This is a genomic window from Rhodococcus sp. DN22 (assembly GCF_036669995.1).
Lineage (GTDB): Bacteria > Actinomycetota > Actinomycetes > Mycobacteriales > Mycobacteriaceae > Rhodococcus_F > Rhodococcus_F erythropolis.
Window position 1 is genome coordinate 175441 of sequence record NZ_CP133328.1, and the last position, 16952, is coordinate 192392.

Here is a 16952-nt window from a genome sequence, read left to right on the forward strand (position 1 = left end):
AATTCCTCCCGATATCGAACGGAGACACCACAGATGACCACCACCGGCGACACCGCCCACCAGCACGGCTACGAATTCCCCACCCCCGCAGCGGAACCGGCAACAGGTTTCGACGCCGATAACCTCACAGCCGCAGACGAACTCGCGATCGACATCGGAAGAGTCGCGATCGGAGCCGGTGAAGGTGTCCCCTACGGCTCAGAGCCCGACGAGTTCTTCCTGGCAGCAGGGAAAGCTGTCTTCTACTGGCTACAGCTCAACGGTCACCGGCGCATCGCCACTGAAGAGGCGGACGAGATACGACAGGTGTCGAATTGCGCGCTGCAGTACGGCAATATCGCCAGCCGAGAAGCCGCCCGCCGTCTCCACGCACGGTTCCTGGCCACCGAACCAGCGGAGGCGCGTCTCGATACCAGTACTGCAGCAGCCGAGAATATCGGTGCTTCGGATGGTTCCATCCCATCCACCCTCACAGCCGAGGAGACGAAGGCTGAGGCAGTAACACTGTGCCCGAACTGCTTCGGGCGAAATGGATCACACAACAGAATTCACGAGCGCTACCCCGCCGGCGGCGGCGGGACCAACAAACCATGCCCGAACGCCCCGTCTGTTAAGGCGGAGACGACGCCGACACACTGCCGGTGCATCACGCCCGACTGGTACCACGACGGGCTGGATGCAGAGTTCGACGGACGCCTGTGCCGTCAGTGCCGCCTGCGTCAGAACATCCCGTACCGAGACCTCATCGACTCGCCGAAAGCCCCGGCCACGATCGATGCCTCCGTGATCGGTGTCGCCGCAGCTGCACTACGAAACGCCATGAACGTACTGGACCCTCACGAAGGTGGCGATTGGGAGGACGCGTGGCACACGATCGCCGACCTCGAAGACTGCGCAATCCGCGCCGAAACCATTGCTCGGCACGAAAACTCGAGATGACGACGACACCCGTCGAACGCCGAAGCCTACTACTTGCAGAGCGAGAGATTGATGACGACAGGCCCCGTATCCTCACCGCCCCGGATGAGTCGAATTCGCCTGCCCCGGCGAACGACACTCTTCTTCGAATCGCTTCCTCCGAGCGCGCGTACAGCCTGCCGCAGAACCCTCGTCAGCCTGTACGCCCTTGTCGGCGCGGCATCTGTGGGATGGCTGCTGTGGCGACTGTGGCCGGATTTCGTCGCCGTAGCCGGGGGCCTCGACAATGCGGTAGGGGCAATTGTCGGGAGCCTGTGCGCGATCTACCTGTATCGGGCATTCGGCGGATGGACAGGTCGTCGTGCCGACGAGTGGGACGTGTGCGAACACACGCCCGTGGCACGCCGAGCCGTGCACTACCGACACGAACAAAGTCTTCTCGACGAAGTAGGCGATGAACTGCTCGTCTCGACTGCTCTCACCCGTGCCGTCGACCCTGACGACCGCGTCGCCGTGACGGCACTGATCGAGCATCTCCGTACCCATGACCAGCGCACCAAGCACAAAACGGTTGAAGATCTCGACGATCTGCGAATGACAGCACTCCATGAAGCAGCTCACGCGGTGATCGCGCTGGCGGCGGGTGCTTCGATCCGCAAGGCCGTCGTCTATCCAGCGCGTGACGGCGAAGGCTCGTCGAGCGGAAACGTAGAGGTCACCGATCCTCTGGCCGATAACGAAACCCAACTGTGGGCCTCGTTGCACATCTCACTCGCCGGCATGGTCCTCGATCACCGCGGGGGCCGCCGCGACGGCGGGTCGGCGGCTGATATTCACCATGCCGAAATAGCTGCATTGCATCTGATTTCGGCCGGTATCAGGCCTCCCGGATACGAAGGGGAGATGACAACGACGTCACTGATCGCCACTGCCACAGCTGGTGTCAAAGATCTCCTCGACATACATACCGACGCGGTCAACAGGATCGCCGATGCGCTTGTCACTGCCGTACCCGCAGCTCACCCTTTGCGGGACTGCGACATTCGTCCCTTGTTTGCTGTGGACGGAACGTAGTGAAACCGCACATTGTCACTTCACTCATTGGCAACCGTGTGGCGGCGCGCGATTCGATGCGGGGCCGAGCCGGTCTTCCCTTACCCGCCCGGCCCCGGCGTCGAAAATAGCAAAACATTCAATAGGCAGCTAACTGGTGCGCTCGCTGTCTACCGCGCGGCGAAATGGCGGCGGGCTCCCTCCTGCCGAGAGAGCCGGAGGGGTAGAGAACATCATCCCTCGCGAGAGCTAGACACCGCGTTTACTCGGCTCGGACCTGTATCTATCGAACTTACGTTCGAGTATCCTGGGTGTGCGGGACGTACGCGCGGATCCAGGAAAGCGGGGCGACGATGAACCAACAGCCCCACTCATCAGCAACAACGGTGCTGAACAAGGCAGAAAAGCTCGAACAGCTACGCCGCAAGATGGCCTCGATCCCGGCCCGCTCCGACGGCACCGAACCAGCGACACCTTCGGTGATGCTCAAACCCGTAGGCGAGCGCGAGCCGACTCCGATCGTGGCCACGGCGCAATCGACCCTCCGAATGCTCCCGGTGCCGCCGCCGCTCGGCGAACTACTCCCCCGCGGAGGACTCGCACGAGGCACCATCGTCAGCGTCTCCGGAGCGAACTCCGTCCTCATCGGACTGCTCGCATCCGTCACCGCAGCCGGTGGGCACGCAGCAGTGATCGGCATGCCCACCCTGGGACTACTCGCAGCTACGGAACAAGGTGCAGATTTGTCACGGATCGCACTGATCCCCGAACCTCGGGACAGTGCGGTCGAGGTGGCAGCAATCCTGCTTGACGGCATTGACCTGGTGATACTCGGACTTTCCGGGGCGGCCGTCACACCGTCGAGGGCGCGAGCAGTCGTCGCCAGAGCGAGGTCCAAGGGCAATGTTCTCGTGGTCGCTCACGGGCAATGGGACGGCCCGGATCTGCGGATCGAATCGAGGGTCGCCGGGTACAGCGGCCTGACTGCGGGGCGCGGGCGGGTGACTTCCGTCCAGCTCGACGTCGCCGCCGCAGGCAAGGGATTCCAACGACGTGCAGGACGGATGGAGATCCGCGAAGAAGCAGGGGTATCGGTCTGGCGAGCAATCTCACCGACCGCCGACACCGCACACGCGCCTGCCCCGCTGAAGAAGGCACTGTGATCAACACCGATCATTGGAACGAGCGCTGGCCGGACCACCCTGTGATCAGGACATTCGAGCCAGCGAAGCCGGTGAAAGTCGACATCGGCCGGGCGCTCCCACTCGGCCGCGGCGGGGCATCGCGCGCCGATCACGTCAGCATGCGGGTCAAAACATCCGCGCTCTACATGTCCGGATACCTGGACGGCGTTTTGAAATACTGGGCGAAAATGCACGACGGACAGTGGCTGGCCGGCATAACTGTGCACGTCACCGACGCCGGCGGAAGCAACAGCGTCGAGATCGACATGCTCGTCACTGCCGACGCCATCACTGAAGCACCCACAACGTCGACGTAGTTTGAAGAACAACACACATGCGCAGTTGTGAAGGAGGCCGATGTGGCGGAGTTGGTCCGTAGAGACTTCACGGTCCCGGCCAGTTCCCGTTGTTTCCTGTTGATGCGCCCTGCCGGATGGGACGTCGACGATCTCGACGACACAGCCGGTGCCGACAAGCCGTTCGTTCGCGGCGGTGCCGACATCGTGTTCGTCAAGACCGGCATTTCGATGGGGCGGGTCGAGGTGGAAGTCGTGGTCACCGACGAAGCGCCGGGGCCACCCGACAGCCAGTGGGAAGAGGTCGCAGAGGTCCCGCTCGATGTCAGCGAGGGTGATCTGCGTGTGCACGGCGCGGAGGCCATGATCATCGACGAGCAGGGCGGTTCTGTCCTACCCGAGAGCGAAGCGGCCACCTATCGAGTACGTGTGAGCGCGCAGGGACGCCATGGTCAGCCCGATCAGGTCGTACAGAGTTCGTCGGAGCGGTATCTGCTGGAGCTGTGGGAACAGCAGCACCCTGCACCGTTCGCCGTGCTCAGATCCAAGGACCGGGCCACGGGCGAGATCACCGACCACATCGCGTAGCCAGGTAGCTGTCTGGCACACGAAAAGGGCCGGTGAACGCAATGTTCACCGGCCCTGCACGTACACACTCGACCTAGGTCACCACTGCTGGATGATCGAGATGTTCTTCGACCAGATCGCCGGGTCGTTGATCGTGAAGCTGATCATGCCGCCGCGAGCTGCCGCTTCGTCGACCAGCTGGTCGATAGTCGCGGAAGTGACGTATTCCTCGTTCTCAAAGACAGACCCCTCTTCGAGGGACACGCACCAGAACTCGTTGGGGATCAGATCGAGCAGTTCGCCGGCATTGGTAGCGGAGATGAAACGAGTTTCGTTCTCGTCGAAGCGGACTGCGACATAGCCCTCGCCGGAATACGGTTCGACGGCGGAAGCTGCACCGGCTCCGAGAACTGCGACAGCACCAGCAGCGACCGGAATCATCAACGCGGCGGCGGCCATACGTGAACGGGACATGAAAACCTCCAAATGGGAGGAGGCTGCATCGGGCGCAGCCTCATACGGATCGGGCAGTGAAAAGGTCACCGCCCGTGCGAGAAGAACCGCGATGAAGCTAGATCACCACTGCTGAAAACCGGTGAGCACAACGCCATTCCAGATCGCCGGATCGCTGACCGTCAAGGCGACGCGGCCACCGTGTGACGCCGACTCGTCGACCAACTGATCGACGGTCGCGTAAACAACGTTGCCGGGCGAGTGGTAGATCGACTCGGGATCGAGATTGACGTGCAGAGTGTTATCCGGGATGCCGCGGAGGAGTTCGCCGGCATTGGTATCGGCAATGAACCGAGTCTCGTTCTGATCGAACGTGACACCGACATAACCGTTTCCGGAATAGGGAGTGACGGCCGAGGCGGCACCTGCACCGACAAGAGCAACGGCGCCAGCGGCGACCGGAAGCAACAAAGCAGCTACAGCCATACGTGAACGGGACATGAAAACCTCCTGCGACGCGCAGGCTGCATCGGGCGCAGCCCCACTTGGATGTGACTGACAGTATCGCATATTTAGGTAACCAAAGATTTGCGTACAGCAGTGCCTTCGGTCACGTTGGAAGAGAAGCAGAACTACCCGAAACGCCTAACTAGCGACAAATGGACTAGTCCGACATGCACTTTCGTTGGGAATACTGCCTGGATACCTGCATGCCCGTGCGATCATGCTCTGATCTAGTGAATCGTCAGCACTCAACCCGTCCGGTCGGATCGTCGCGGTGCCGGAAACCCTCATCGCCTCTTACTTCTCCGGCACGTCGGGACCGAACCGAAGCGCCAACACCCCAACCAACCGCACCATCAGCTCGGCATCCCCCTGATCAGGTGATTGCGTGTCATGCGCATCAGAACGCTGATTTCGCACAGAAGCAATCCACTTCACGAGATTTTCGAGCGCATTCGCCAATGGTGTGTCGACGCCGGCAAGCCATTCTTGCTTCTTTGCGGCTTTGAGTTGGTCGCCCAGCGTGCCGCCCGAATAGCCCAGCGCATCGAGGAGCATCTCCAACGCCGTACCAGCGTCCGTGATCGCGTCCGCCGGTTTTCCTGCCGACAACTCGGCAACTGCCTCCCTGTACTTGAGATCAATCTTCTCCAGCGCCGGAACCCCAGCAGACAACAGTCGCAGTGGCTCGTCCACGAGCACCGCCGATGCCAGGTCGGTGCGCAACACCAATTCCCGGCCGCGCACACCGTATTCAGTGGAGGCCAGCACATCTTCGACATCCGCGAGAAACGCTTCTTCCGCGTCCTTCATCCACGGCACTCCAGGAACCCGCGCATGCGCGTCCGCGTATGCCCCTACCGCATCGAGGACGACTGACACGTCTTCGTTCATGATGAGACCGGCAAAATGCCGTAACAGTGCGCCAGATGTCGGGGCGAGCCCACCCAACCGCAAATTGCCCTGTACGAACACCAATCGCTCAATCGCAATAGAGACCATCTGGTCCGTCATCGACGGGAACCGCGGATCCCCGGCAGTCCGTGGCTGCTGATGTTTGTACAGCACCATCGCCAGCCGCGTGCGAACTGTCTCGTTCACACCGCCGGACGGGTTCGCAGCGTGGAGCATGCTCGAAATTGTGCCCACGGGCGATGGGCGCCGCGGCTTCTTCTTTATGTACTCACTGAACAACGCCGCTGGTGGCGGCGGAACTATCACCGGGGTTCTTACCGAAGCAGACGGGGCTTTGCGCCGAAGCCATCTCATGCCCCAGATCCTGACAGAGCGCCGCTCATTGTTTCCTACTGGAACTTGTCTGCGTGATCGTTGAGCAGCCGAGCAATAACCCGAACCGTTTCCGGGTCGCTCATATCTCCGCCGCGCGCACAACCGAGCCGAGCGCCGGACGCTGCCTCCGCAGCCTGCAACTCCTGGTACGCCGCAACAAGTTCCGCACTGGGGTTGGCAATCCGATCTGCCTTCTGCTTTCGTGCCACAGCTGCTGAATCATGTACCTGCTTCGCATGCTGTTCACGACGCCAGATGGTGAACCGGTTACGTTTCCAGGGCGCACGAACCGTCGCCCCGTCCATCCACGCCGCGAACTCCGCCCTGTCCCGCGCCCATTTGTGCGGCTGAAAATCCGGACTCCAGTCATCCGACAACGTACTTCCCCCATCTCGTGACGGCCCTCCGGAACAACAAACTAACAGAGAGCGATAAGTCCGGAACTCCAAGACGGAAGGCAATCAACGGCTCCGTAATCCTTCGCCGGGCGAGTCTTGCCCAGACAGTGCAGGCTCCCCCGGGGGGGCAACACCTCGCTGCGTTATCCACAACCCTGTCGGCTCGAAGAAACCAGTACGGCGCCCGTACCTCGCGGCGACCGCTACAGCGGGCCGACGAACGGATCCAGAAACCGAACTACTCAATGACTCTTCCATCGACCCAACACAATCCACGATTCATTGACTCGCCGACGACGTCCAAAATGCCACCGGACGGCAGGAAGCGACAACAGTACGCAGTCATCTCATTCATGCAGAGAAGGCGGCAATCTGGGATCGGGACCAGACGAGGAGACAATCGGACACCTGACAACCAGTGGAACAATGATGGGCATGCTCCCGGACACATACCTCAAAGATTTTCTGCACCGGCTGGAAGCACTGAGCAGTCTGTACCCCGAGCAAGGGAAAGTGATCGCTTCGCACGGCGTCGTTGCCGCACTCGACGACGACGAGGCATTCGAAGTTCTGCTCCGGCTGGTCGGACCCGACGCGCCTACATTCGCCGACGAATTATGGGAGCTGATCAGCAGGTTCCTCAACAGCCGACGCGCAGAGGAGTTATTCGGTGGTCCTGAAGGCATCGGGCGGACACATCTCAACACGGTGCGAAGACCGCGTTACATTCCGCCTAGTAGCCGGCCGGTGATCCCTCAGTGATCTATGGGTAGTCAGCTTACGAACGGGGTCCGTGAACAGCACAGCAACCAGTTACGCCGGATTCGGGCGCTCTGGCATCTTCATGAGGATCGGAACCGCACCTTCTTTGTATCGGTACGCCCACCTGCCACTCTCGAGGATGACGGCGCCGGCCTGCCCCACATCCGGAGCCGGAGTCCACCCCCGATCCTCGCCCGGTTCTGCAGTCTCTCTCATATCGCTATTGTCTCAACCTCCGAAAACTGGCCGAAAACTGGCCGAAACCAGTACAAACCCGCGCACAGTGGAGAGATGAGCGCCACCTCCGGAAAGCCAGTGCCGCCGATGCTCGCCACGCTCGGGCATCCCCCGACAGGGGAGCGCTGGGCCTTCGAATCGAAATGGGATGGCCAAAGAGCCATCACCACAACAGGTTCCGAGTCGCCTGTGCTCTGGTCGCGCAACGGGAACAACATCAGCGCATCGTTTCCCGAGATCGTCGATGCACTCCGCTCTGTGCTCGATCACCGCGAAACCGTCCTCGACGGGGAAATCGTCGCACTCGGACCGGACGGTGTTCCGTCCTTCTCCCTGTTGCAACGACGGATGCACGTGCTCAGGCCCACCGCTGAGCTCCGCAACGAGGCCGTGACCTCGTACTACGTGTTCGACGTCCTCGACATCGACGGCGCATCGACCACCGATCTGCCCTACCTCGAACGCCGCGAAGCGCTCGCCAACCTCAGCCTCGAGCACCCGCGCATCAAAGTCCCACCGCACTGGCTCAACGTCGACGGGCCGACCATGCTCGAGGTAGCCCGCAAACATCATCTGGAAGGTATAGTCGCCAAGAATATTGCCTCGATCTACCAGCCTGGCAAGCGATCTCGGGATTGGATCAAATCGCCTCTGAGAGCTAATTGTGAGGCCGTAGTGTGCGGCTTCCTCCCCGGCTCGGGCGGTGCGGCACGAGGAGTCGGATCGTTGATCCTCGGCGCCCACGAAGATTCGGGGGGCCTCAGATATATCGGAAACGTTGGTACGGGCCTGACGGATCGGCAGCGCAGCGAACTGCGCGACAAGCTCACGGCTCATCGGCTAGCGAAATCCGCCCCTAAGATCGCTGCCGCCGGCAGTGCCCGAAACCCGTGCACCCTTCAGCTGAAAACGTCCAAGCCTTTGGCAACAAAGAAGCTTCGACGACAAACGCCTCAGCTACCCACGCCACCCAATTCGCCGCCAGAATTGGACAAACGCGAGTCGCGACGGCCACGCACATACCTCACAAGAAACCACACCCCACCCAGAACAACGGACACGAGAACACCCGTGGAAACAAAAATGCCGAAAGCAGCTGCAAACGAAGTAGTTTCGTCGATCCAGAGTGTCGGCACAGCAGACTGAGGTTCACCCCGAAAAGTGGACAGTGGTCACGCGGCCATCGAGGTCGCGGTCAGTGACTGTTCGTAGTCCGTGGGGCTGAGCATCGCGATCGTGGAGTGCCGACGTCGAGTGTTGTAGAAGTTCATCCAGTAGTCAACCGCAGCAACCAATTCGGCGGCATGGACGAAGATGTGACGATAGTAGTATTCGTGCTTGAACGTCGACCACAGACTTTCGGCACCGGCGTTATCCCAGCATATTCCGGTATCTCCCATCGAACGGCGCAGCCCGTATCGCTCGCACGCCTGCTTCATGATCTCTGCAGTGTACTGACTTCCTCTGTCCGAGTGCATGATTGTGCCGGCTACACCGCCGCCGCGCGCTTCGACGGCCATGTCCAAGGCTGCGATGACAAGGTCGGTCCGCATATGATCCGCCACCGACCATCCCAGAACCTTCTTCGAGTGCTCGTCCTTGATCGCACACAAATACATGTCACCTTCACCGCAGGTCAGGTACGTGATATCGGATGTCCAGACGGCATCGAGCCGGCCTTGATCGAACTGCCGTTGCACCAAGTCGTCCGGAAACGAGGCGAGCGGATCGACGACAGTGGTGCGAATCTTGAATGTCCGCGGGCTGATCCCGACGATGCCGAGTGATCGCATGAGTTTGGCGACAGTCTTCTCGGTGATGATCTCTCCGCCGTCGTGCAGTTCGGCGGTGATCCGAGGGGACCCGTACACACCTTTCGATTCTCTGTGGATGTCGAGGATCTTCACTTCCAAGTCCGCGCGGCGCTGTTTCCGTTCGCCCAATCCTGTTCGAACACTGAGTCCTTGGTTTTTGTAGAAGCCGGAGGTCGAGACATCGAGGAGCCGCGTCATCCGGTGGACCGCGAAGTTCGCGCACTCCGCAGCGATCAACGAGTAGCGCTCTACTTTTGTTGATTCGCCGCAAAGTACGCGGACGCTTTTTTCAGGAATGCGATGTCTTTCTCCTGTTCGGAGACCTGCTTGCGCAGCCGAGCAAGCTCGGTGCGTTCGGCGGCAGTCAACGGTTGATCGCCAGACTCTGCGGCAGCATCGACGCGTCGTCGTTCGTCGGCGACCCAGCGTCCGAGCAGGGCTTCGTTGATGCCCAGTTCACGGGAGACCTCGGCGATCGTGCGGCCGGAATCGATCACCCGGTGGGCGGCCTCGACTTTGTACTCGGTCGTAAAAGACCTGCGAGTGCGGGACATGAGGACATCCTCCCAGCGGAACCCTCGGTCCCGCTATCTCGGTGTCCACCATCCGGGGTGAACCTCAGACAGCAGAATCACCACGATGGTGGCAACTGTTTGAGCTCGGGGAACACCGGCGAAGTGACCGAACACCACGAAGAAACCCGCCACAACGACTGCAGTCACCATAATCGACACCGGACCGTCACTTTCCTGTACCTACTCACCACACTCGGCCAGCAAGATTGTGGCAGGGATGATGCAAAATTACCTGGGGAGAACAACACCGTCGACCGTGTCACTTAGCTCGCCGCAACCGAACTCGGTCGATCAGCAACCAGATCCCAAACACTGTGCAGAACAGCACAAAGGTAACACCGCTCGCTACCACAACGGCTGCGGCCGGGGACAAGTCAAGAAAGCCCGTGACAACGATCAAAGCGGAAATCACCAACATGCAGAAGGGGAGACCCACCATCAAGCGCTCCACATCCGTCAAAATTCCTCACACCTTTCGCCCGGCAGAACCAGAACACGCACGCCAATGTCAGCGACACTTCCCAGATCATCGCACCTGCACATGACACCACGAACGTGAAGAAAGCCACTCACCGTTCTCGGCAAGAGTCAGCGCCACCGGCAATTCCACGCCTACGGCATATGCAACTCCGCACCCGTCGCCTCGCATCAACACTCACGACACACCCCGCCCCATAACCTTTCGTGGCGGCCGCACCAAGAACCGGTGAGTCTTCCACCAACTCAGCGTCTCACACACATTCGCCGGCGCGTCCGCAAAACCAAACTTCCGAATATAGTTCTCCCGCAACCCCTCAGCCGCGAACCGTGCAACCAAAGTCACCTCACGCGCATCCACCACACCGAGAACATCACGAACGAACTCGTCCGCAGCGGCACCAGTCGACTCAGTACGAGGCCACCGCGAATAACCACGAACCTCGTACACCCCCGGCACCGAGCGCCGCGGCACCACCCGCAACGAAGCACAGCCATCCGCACTCGACAAACGCCATCCAGGAACAATGAAGTAGACAAGAAAACCCACCATGCCAAAGAACACAGGGGCACCCAACGCCAGAGCCAGGAGCCGCCACTCACCCGTGAAGAGGTAAGCCGCGACCAATCCCACGCCAAGCAATATCAGCGCACACGACCAGGGCCGCTTCCTCCGATCGAACGGCCGCTGCACCACACCCCACGCCGACGCACACAACTCACGCCAACACGACACCACCCGCCGGCGGCCCTCCACCCGCCGATCTTCGAGATCGTCCTCGAACGCCACCCACTCCGCCGGCCGCCCCAAACGCAATTCCTGCCGTATTACGCGCGCCGCATCCGAAGGATGAAAGAGACCTGCAGCTGACCCCCCTGGTGCCACGCGGAACCACTCCACCACCCCGCGCACCCCAGCCGCATCCGCAGCAACATCATCAGCACGAAACTCACGCTGATGAAACACCGGCGTCAAAACCACCACAGTTGCCAATACCGCGCCCAGAGCTGGCCACACACCATCCGCGAACCACACCGCCGACAAAAGACCAGCACAACACACCACCACAAGCGCAAGCGAAAACCACACGAATCGTCGATCCGCCTTGTGCCCCAGCTCATGCGACAACAACGCAGTCGCCGCCCGCGACGACGGATCACCACCAGCCGCAGCGATCCACTTCACCCGAATCTTCAACCGATCCGAAAACGGATGATAGGAAGCACCGGTCACCATCCCCCCACCAACGAACTCCACGCGCGGGCACGACACCCCAACCTGAGTGGACAACCCCTCCACCCGTGCACGCCACGCCGCTTCCTGCACCGTGGACAACGGTTCAACCTTCCGCATCATCTCCACCTCCTACCCGTGCCAACGCGACTTTCAGATGCCTCAAACGTCTCGGCGCCACCGTGCTCGGTCGACTGCCACCCAGATCCCAAATCCTGCGGCGAACACTGATGCGAGACCACCGCCAGTCACCAGAAAGCTCATCCACCATGACAATTGAAGGAAGTAGCTGAGAACACTCAACCCAATCAACAGTGTCGTAAAGAGTCCTGCGCACAACACGAAGCGTTCAAAATCCATCACTGCACCTCAACTGTCTCCAAGCTGGATCACGCTAGAGGGATCCGATACAGTCTCGGCTCGTGCGAACAACGTCGCCAACGAAATCACCGCAGCCGTCCATGTTTGTTCCGGCGTATCGGGCGTGGTATCGGCCGACGTCCATTGGCTCCACCATTCGGCGCTCATCTGTTCGTTCAGCGTGATCACGCTGTCGCAGAGCCTGTCGATTTGATCTCCGTTCGCCCGCCTCCACTCGCCGTTACCTTGTGAAGTGTCGAAGCTGGAAAGTGCTGCAATCAAAGCGAATCCCGGTTCGCGGGAGATCGACTCCCACTCCCCGAATGTGCGATTGTTGAATCTTGCCTTCCGGTCGAACGCTGCTCTCACGCGTGGGACCCACGCATCCTTGCCTGGATGATCACGGAGCCAATCCTCGAACCCGGCCGCCTTCTCCCAGTGATAGTCGGGCGCCGGAACGCCCCACAGAATCTCCACATCGTCGACGTACCGTGCCCATTTCCAATCAGGAAATCCTGCATCTCGTCGCAGATCAGAATAGCGCCCCCAGAGAATGCCATCGTTGCCGACCGAGTCTGCATTGCACCGTATCTGTGCCTGCCGAATCAACGCGACACCGGCGGCGAACAGGTTCGCTTCATCACCAGAAAGCCCGGCACCCACCAATTGCCCAGTTGGCACAAAATCCTGGATCCATGTCACAGCCAGCCCAGATTCCCGCTCAAGTCTGAACCTTTGCATCGCAACAACATCGTCGACAAGTCCAAGCCACGCACGGTCTTCCGGACACCTCGGCTCCCTATCACCAGCCAGGTACCGCCGCCCTGGTTTCGTCCCCACTTCGGCGGCGTCCGCTGCCACCAAAATAGCTCCAGCCAACCAGGATCCGTGAAACTCTGGTGTCACCAGCTGCGCACGCAATTCGTCGGCGTCGTTCTTCCACCACAGGACACCGTGATGTTGCTCGACTGCGATGCGCGCCAGCTCGAAAGTTGGGTCGTAGTAGCCGAAGCGTTCTTGCAGCAACATGATTCGTCGTCCTTGATCCGACGCCGGATACTTGGACCAACTTCGCCTGAGCAACTTGCCCCAATTTGATGGCTTCCTCGGCATCGGACATGCCCGATCCACCGACCACGAAAGCTGCTGTCGCCAGTCCTCCCTCAGAGGAGGAAGTGACGACGAGGTGAACGCCAACCGCTCGCAGATAATTTGTGACGCTATATCCAGAGTTTCCGTCATTGCACCCGATCCCCGTGTGTTGATTGAACTAGCTCTCCCAAGTCGACGACATATCCCATACATAGTCTCACCGGCACATGACATCCCTGACTCGAAGAAAACCACTCACCCGCCTCAACACGACACCAGCACCCCGCCCGGTCATTTGTCTTGCCGCCGCGGTGTTCGGTCGACGAACTCCCAGAACCCAAGTATCGCGAACGCTGCCGCGACACCCCCTCCGACGATGATCGGAACACTCATCCACCAAGACAGCTCAGAGAAGCCTGAGAGGACGGTCAACCCGCCGACCACCAACGCAATGAACCCTGCACTCAACACAACGCGTTCGAAAACCATCACAACACCTCCCGTTTCCACCCGGCCGGATCAAGGCGACGGCGGCAGCAGCATCCCCCTCTCAAAGCAGAGTCACCTTGTCCGACGTTTTGATCGGCGCACCGTCCGGCCCCGCGATGTACGTCGAAATCCAAATCGGGTGATGCCGCTGCTCACTCGGATACCACTGCCGCTTCCAATGACCTCGAACCGTCCACCTGTGCGAGTACACCCGCGACGGAGACCCGTCCTCGCCCACTGCCGGACGAGATCCACCACGAGAACGGTACGACAAATACGTCACCAACCCCGGCTTGCGACGTCTCCCACTCAACGATGACTTCGCAGTCCGAATTGTCGACGAGTCCACCAACGCGCCCTGCCGAAGCATGTGCGTGAACGAAAGGAAAACCGACAAGATCTGCTCGGACGTCCACCCCTGATAAATACCCTTGCGGGACCAATCCGGCGCATCGTCAGGCATCCCCGGGGTGTACCCGCCGACATTCTGAAGTGTTGGCGGGGAATCACTCTCCGGCGCACTCAATTCCGCCTCGGCAAACGGCATCGGCAAGTACTTGTGCTCGCCGAACCTGTACCCCCACCCAACCTTCTTCTCTCCCTGGTTGACGATGAAATCCCGAGCGCCCGTGGTCGGCACCAATTGAACCGAAAGCAGATCATCGATGGTGTTCCACAGCAACACCAACCCGCCCTCAGCTTGCGTCAGATAGGCGACGCCAGATGGCGAGGGCAGATCAGCGAGTGTCACACCGACATCCGCTGAACCTTCGCTTCCCGCCAAAATCAGTGCCGTCATTTCCTCGGACGCGAAATAGGCGTGCCGATCCGAGGTCGCTCGGCTGGTGCACCGATATCCGCAGTACATGACGAGCATGTCCTGCTCATCGGCCGCTCCGTAGTACGACTTCTGAGTTCCACCCAACATGAAGTACCGCTCGGGATCCGCGGCCAACACAGCGGCTGGTTGACCGTGTAGATCGGTCCACCACTTCAATGTCGGCCCGACAACTCCCGATGCGTGGAAACTCCGCAACTCCCACACCACGAGACCCCACGGCTCCAGATACTGAACGACAGGTGTCGAAGCCTCGTCGAACGCATCCAACAACAACGGCATCTGCGATGGCTTCAACTCACCAGTCGACAACGCCATATCCGCTCGTTGCCGAACTGCAAGTCCATGCCGAAGATCATCGCCAGGCGAATGCCTCGCAGGGGCCTGCCGCACAACAGCTTTCCGTTTGCTCTTCGCCTTACCCATCACAACCCCCGTCGTTGATTCTTCCCGAAAATCCAGATCCGCCCACGCCGCCAGAAGAATCAAACGCCGCGAACCAGCCTTTCCTGCCCCAAAGACCTCCCCCACATCATGCCCGCACTACACAGATAGTGAGAGACCACGGCGCCATGAGCACGATCACTCGTCAGACGTCGCGCTTTCCCGGTTCTTCCACAACCGCCTACCGGCACTCGCTTCCTGTAAGTCCTTGTCGGTCATCCCCTCCGGACGATCACCGACCAGTCCCTCGATCACCGACCACGCAACCTCGAGGTGATCCGCCGTTTCCAGCGCCGACACCAGCCGCTCCAATTCGACAGGCGCCCCACGCAACTTCGGTGAGTTCCCCAAATGCACAGGCTCTTCAATCGAAAGTGCCAGCGCTGCCAGGCATTGCGCAGCTCGATCCGAACCCGTCTGCGCCACCGGCAACGGGAGCACCATCCCTCGACGGTCGATGCCGAACGCCACAACCAATCGGCTCAGTTCACCGCCCGCAATCAGATGAACGGTGTCCGGAACAAATCCTTCGGGCATCGACCTCGGGATATGGAATCGAACCCAGTCGCCATCGACGACAACCGGACGGCGGCGATGATCCCCATCAGCGATCCACCCGACATCCTGCGCTGCATCGGAGGGTTCGAGCGCACGACGCATCCAGGTGTCCGCCGGATCCTCAATCGGACGCAGGCTCGATTCGATCACCAACCGCAATCGCACCGGAATCTCGGTAAGGTTCACCCCCGCTTCATCGATGGACTCCGGATACCCGTAGAAATCGGTCAACCACCGTGACAGCCCCGGATCAATATCAGGCTGCGCGACCAACCACGCCAACCCCTCGAAAATATCCGTCGACGGCGGCACCGCAGGCAAAACCGGATCAGCCTCCTCCGTCGACAACAACGCTCGACGCGACGCATCCACCCACGGATACTCTGCGCGTTCGCGATATCGCGAAATCACCTGATCCCAAGCGGTATTGCCCAACCCCGCCAACTGCTCGATGACCCCGGGCGGTGCTGAACGAACACCACTGACAATCTCGTCGACCACCAACCGCAACCGCTGCCGCATCCTCGCCCGACTGGCGGCGACTGGCGGAATGCCGGCGAACACCGGAGTCGGCGCGGTCGCCGGCTCCGGAACCCACATCGCCACCGCAGCAGTGCTCGCATACCCTGGCCACCACAGAGGGAGGGGATGTCCGAGAATTCCGGCGAGATCGCGGGGATTCACATAGGGCATCCTCACGAACGATTCATCGAAGGACGCTGGCACTTCGCACCCCTGTAGGTATGGTTCGTGCCCGTACTGCTCCGATGCCATCCACACGATCGCACCCGCGTAACCGCCTGGGCCGTACCCGAGCGCAACAGCAGTCTCGGCCGTCAACCTCGAGCCGGTGAACGCCCAATTGAAGCGTTCGCTTGCGTCAGGCTCGTCGATGACAAACGCCACGGTCAGCATCCGGGGCTCGCCGATATCGCCCAACCTCGCGTACCTCATCAAGGCATATTGTTCCTTGTACGAAGGCTGCGACGAAAACTCCACCTGGGTATCGATGGTGACGAATTCCGTACGCAGATATCGCCATCGAACGGGCTGGCCCTCGACAGGCGGATCCAAATCCGGCAGAACCGTGACCGGCGCCCTTCCTTCGCTGACCATCCATCGCACGAAGTCGGGCTTCGTCCACCGCGGTGATCGGATCCGAGAATGCCGTGGATCGGGTGCCGGGAAATTCGGGTCTCGACGGCGCGCATTCGCCAACTCCGACGACGACAAACCCAGGATTTTCCGCACATCCGAAGACGTCAACAACTCAGGAAACTCATCCAGCCTCATAGATGTCATCTAACACTATTAAGTGTCATTTGGCTGCTTTAAATGTCGCACTCGGACTGCGATGAGTTCGCGCCAAACAGAAGATCGGTATTTCAACATCTTTGGCTGCTATACAT

At 60.4% G+C, this 16952-nt stretch carries 19 protein-coding genes; 7 read left to right on the forward strand and 12 right to left on the reverse strand.

Features of this window, described 5'->3' with window-relative positions:
• Window positions 1-33: 33 nt before the first annotated feature.
• The 5 genes from RA302_RS32520 to RA302_RS32540 all read left to right on the forward strand — a co-directional run bounded on the left by RA302_RS32520 (window position 34) and on the right by RA302_RS32540 (window position 4039).
• Window positions 34-939 carry a hypothetical protein gene (locus RA302_RS32520; protein ID WP_030537870.1) on the forward strand — a complete coding sequence of 302 codons (906 nt, stop codon included), beginning with the start codon at window positions 34-36 and terminating at the stop codon, window positions 937-939.
• Between the two features lie 84 nt (window positions 940-1023).
• Window positions 1024-1992, forward strand: a complete 969-nt coding sequence (locus RA302_RS32525; RefSeq protein WP_030537869.1) for a hypothetical protein — start codon at window positions 1024-1026, stop codon at window positions 1990-1992.
• 332 nt (window positions 1993-2324) lie between these two features.
• Window positions 2325-3134 (forward strand): hypothetical protein, encoded by an 810-nt coding sequence (locus tag RA302_RS32530; protein WP_030537868.1) that lies wholly within the window; start codon window positions 2325-2327, stop codon window positions 3132-3134.
• Complete coding sequence (locus RA302_RS32535) at window positions 3131-3472, forward strand: hypothetical protein (protein ID WP_037127196.1); 342 nt, start codon at window positions 3131-3133, stop codon at window positions 3470-3472. Before RA302_RS32530 ends, RA302_RS32535 begins: the two co-directional genes overlap by 4 nt.
• Before the next feature lie 42 nt (window positions 3473-3514).
• Window positions 3515-4039: a hypothetical protein gene (locus tag RA302_RS32540; RefSeq protein ID WP_155277970.1), complete on the forward strand. Its 525-nt coding sequence runs from the start codon at window positions 3515-3517 to the stop codon at window positions 4037-4039.
• A 78-nt stretch (window positions 4040-4117) separates the two neighbouring features.
• Here RA302_RS32540 and RA302_RS32545 read toward each other — a convergent pair whose 3' ends face one another.
• The 4 genes from RA302_RS32545 to RA302_RS32560 form a co-directional block, all read right to left on the reverse strand.
• Window positions 4118-4492, reverse strand: coding sequence for a hypothetical protein (locus RA302_RS32545; RefSeq protein ID WP_338481249.1), 375 nt, complete (start codon window positions 4490-4492; stop codon window positions 4118-4120).
• Window positions 4493-4594: 102 nt separating this feature from the next.
• Window positions 4595-4972, reverse strand: coding sequence for a hypothetical protein (locus tag RA302_RS32550; RefSeq protein WP_155277968.1), 378 nt, complete (start codon window positions 4970-4972; stop codon window positions 4595-4597).
• Window positions 4973-5272: 300 nt separating this feature from the next.
• Window positions 5273-6106, reverse strand: a complete 834-nt coding sequence (locus RA302_RS32555) for a hypothetical protein (protein WP_030537863.1) — start codon at window positions 6104-6106, stop codon at window positions 5273-5275.
• Window positions 6107-6279: 173 nt separating this feature from the next.
• Window positions 6280-6642 (reverse strand): hypothetical protein, encoded by a 363-nt coding sequence (locus RA302_RS32560; RefSeq protein WP_030537862.1) that lies wholly within the window; start codon window positions 6640-6642, stop codon window positions 6280-6282.
• A 456-nt stretch (window positions 6643-7098) separates the two neighbouring features.
• On the opposite strand from RA302_RS32560, the gene RA302_RS32565 reads away from it, so the two are divergent.
• Window positions 7099-7425: a hypothetical protein gene (locus tag RA302_RS32565; protein WP_155277966.1), complete on the forward strand. Its 327-nt coding sequence runs from the start codon at window positions 7099-7101 to the stop codon at window positions 7423-7425.
• A 51-nt stretch (window positions 7426-7476) separates the two neighbouring features.
• Here RA302_RS32565 and RA302_RS32570 read toward each other — a convergent pair whose 3' ends face one another.
• Window positions 7477-7641 (reverse strand): hypothetical protein, encoded by a 165-nt coding sequence (locus RA302_RS32570; protein WP_196248315.1) that lies wholly within the window; start codon window positions 7639-7641, stop codon window positions 7477-7479.
• 75 nt (window positions 7642-7716) lie between these two features.
• Between RA302_RS32570 and RA302_RS32575 the strand changes: the two genes are divergently transcribed.
• Complete coding sequence (locus tag RA302_RS32575; RefSeq protein WP_230587708.1) at window positions 7717-8808, forward strand: RNA ligase family protein; 1092 nt, start codon at window positions 7717-7719, stop codon at window positions 8806-8808.
• Between the two features lie 26 nt (window positions 8809-8834).
• Here RA302_RS32575 and RA302_RS32580 read toward each other — a convergent pair whose 3' ends face one another.
• The 7 genes from RA302_RS32580 to RA302_RS32610 all read right to left on the reverse strand — a co-directional run bounded on the left by RA302_RS32580 (window position 8835) and on the right by RA302_RS32610 (window position 16836).
• Complete coding sequence (locus tag RA302_RS32580; RefSeq protein WP_230587744.1) at window positions 8835-9773, reverse strand: IS3 family transposase; 939 nt, start codon at window positions 9771-9773, stop codon at window positions 8835-8837.
• Complete coding sequence (locus RA302_RS32585; protein ID WP_029256938.1) at window positions 9725-10030, reverse strand: transposase; 306 nt, start codon at window positions 10028-10030, stop codon at window positions 9725-9727. The genes RA302_RS32580 and RA302_RS32585 overlap by 49 nt, the downstream gene beginning before the upstream one ends.
• 676 nt (window positions 10031-10706) lie before the next feature.
• Window positions 10707-11885: a hypothetical protein gene (locus RA302_RS32590; protein WP_155277962.1), complete on the reverse strand. Its 1179-nt coding sequence runs from the start codon at window positions 11883-11885 to the stop codon at window positions 10707-10709.
• 246 nt (window positions 11886-12131) lie between these two features.
• Complete coding sequence (locus tag RA302_RS32595; RefSeq protein WP_030537772.1) at window positions 12132-13151, reverse strand: hypothetical protein; 1020 nt, start codon at window positions 13149-13151, stop codon at window positions 12132-12134.
• 354 nt (window positions 13152-13505) lie between these two features.
• The gene (locus RA302_RS32600) at window positions 13506-13703 is read right to left on the reverse strand and encodes a hypothetical protein (RefSeq protein ID WP_030537771.1); all 198 of its coding nucleotides are present in this window, start codon (window positions 13701-13703) and stop codon (window positions 13506-13508) included.
• 61 nt (window positions 13704-13764) lie between these two features.
• Window positions 13765-14859 carry a hypothetical protein gene (locus RA302_RS32605; RefSeq protein WP_030537770.1) on the reverse strand — a complete coding sequence of 365 codons (1095 nt, stop codon included), beginning with the start codon at window positions 14857-14859 and terminating at the stop codon, window positions 13765-13767.
• A 264-nt stretch (window positions 14860-15123) separates the two neighbouring features.
• Complete coding sequence (locus RA302_RS32610; RefSeq protein ID WP_338481250.1) at window positions 15124-16836, reverse strand: hypothetical protein; 1713 nt, start codon at window positions 16834-16836, stop codon at window positions 15124-15126.
• Between the last annotated feature and the right edge of the window lie 116 nt (window positions 16837-16952).

Excerpts from the sequence above, each read along its gene's own strand:
- RA302_RS32520 (WP_030537870.1), top strand. The coding sequence starts at position 34 with ATGACCACCACCGGCGACACCGCCCACCAGCACGGCTACGAATTCCCC.
- RA302_RS32525 (WP_030537869.1), top strand. The coding sequence starts at position 1,024 with ATGAGTCGAATTCGCCTGCCCCGGCGAACGACACTCTTCTTCGAATCG.
- RA302_RS32530 (WP_030537868.1), top strand. The coding sequence starts at position 2,325 with ATGAACCAACAGCCCCACTCATCAGCAACAACGGTGCTGAACAAGGCA.
- RA302_RS32545 (WP_338481249.1), bottom strand. The coding sequence starts at position 4,492 with ATGTCCCGTTCACGTATGGCCGCCGCCGCGTTGATGATTCCGGTCGCT.
- RA302_RS32550 (WP_155277968.1), bottom strand. The coding sequence starts at position 4,972 with ATGTCCCGTTCACGTATGGCTGTAGCTGCTTTGTTGCTTCCGGTCGCC.
- RA302_RS32555 (WP_030537863.1), bottom strand. The coding sequence starts at position 6,106 with ATGCTCCACGCTGCGAACCCGTCCGGCGGTGTGAACGAGACAGTTCGC.
- RA302_RS32565 (WP_155277966.1), top strand. The coding sequence starts at position 7,099 with ATGCTCCCGGACACATACCTCAAAGATTTTCTGCACCGGCTGGAAGCA.
- RA302_RS32570 (WP_196248315.1), bottom strand. The coding sequence starts at position 7,641 with ATGAGAGAGACTGCAGAACCGGGCGAGGATCGGGGGTGGACTCCGGCT.
- RA302_RS32575 (WP_230587708.1), top strand. The coding sequence starts at position 7,717 with ATGAGCGCCACCTCCGGAAAGCCAGTGCCGCCGATGCTCGCCACGCTC.
- RA302_RS32585 (WP_029256938.1), bottom strand. The coding sequence starts at position 10,030 with ATGTCCCGCACTCGCAGGTCTTTTACGACCGAGTACAAAGTCGAGGCC.
- RA302_RS32590 (WP_155277962.1), bottom strand. The coding sequence starts at position 11,885 with ATGATGCGGAAGGTTGAACCGTTGTCCACGGTGCAGGAAGCGGCGTGG.
- RA302_RS32595 (WP_030537772.1), bottom strand. The coding sequence starts at position 13,151 with ATGTTGCTGCAAGAACGCTTCGGCTACTACGACCCAACTTTCGAGCTG.
- RA302_RS32600 (WP_030537771.1), bottom strand. The coding sequence starts at position 13,703 with ATGGTTTTCGAACGCGTTGTGTTGAGTGCAGGGTTCATTGCGTTGGTG.
- RA302_RS32605 (WP_030537770.1), bottom strand. The coding sequence starts at position 14,859 with ATGGCGTTGTCGACTGGTGAGTTGAAGCCATCGCAGATGCCGTTGTTG.
- RA302_RS32610 (WP_338481250.1), bottom strand. The coding sequence starts at position 16,836 with ATGAGGCTGGATGAGTTTCCTGAGTTGTTGACGTCTTCGGATGTGCGG.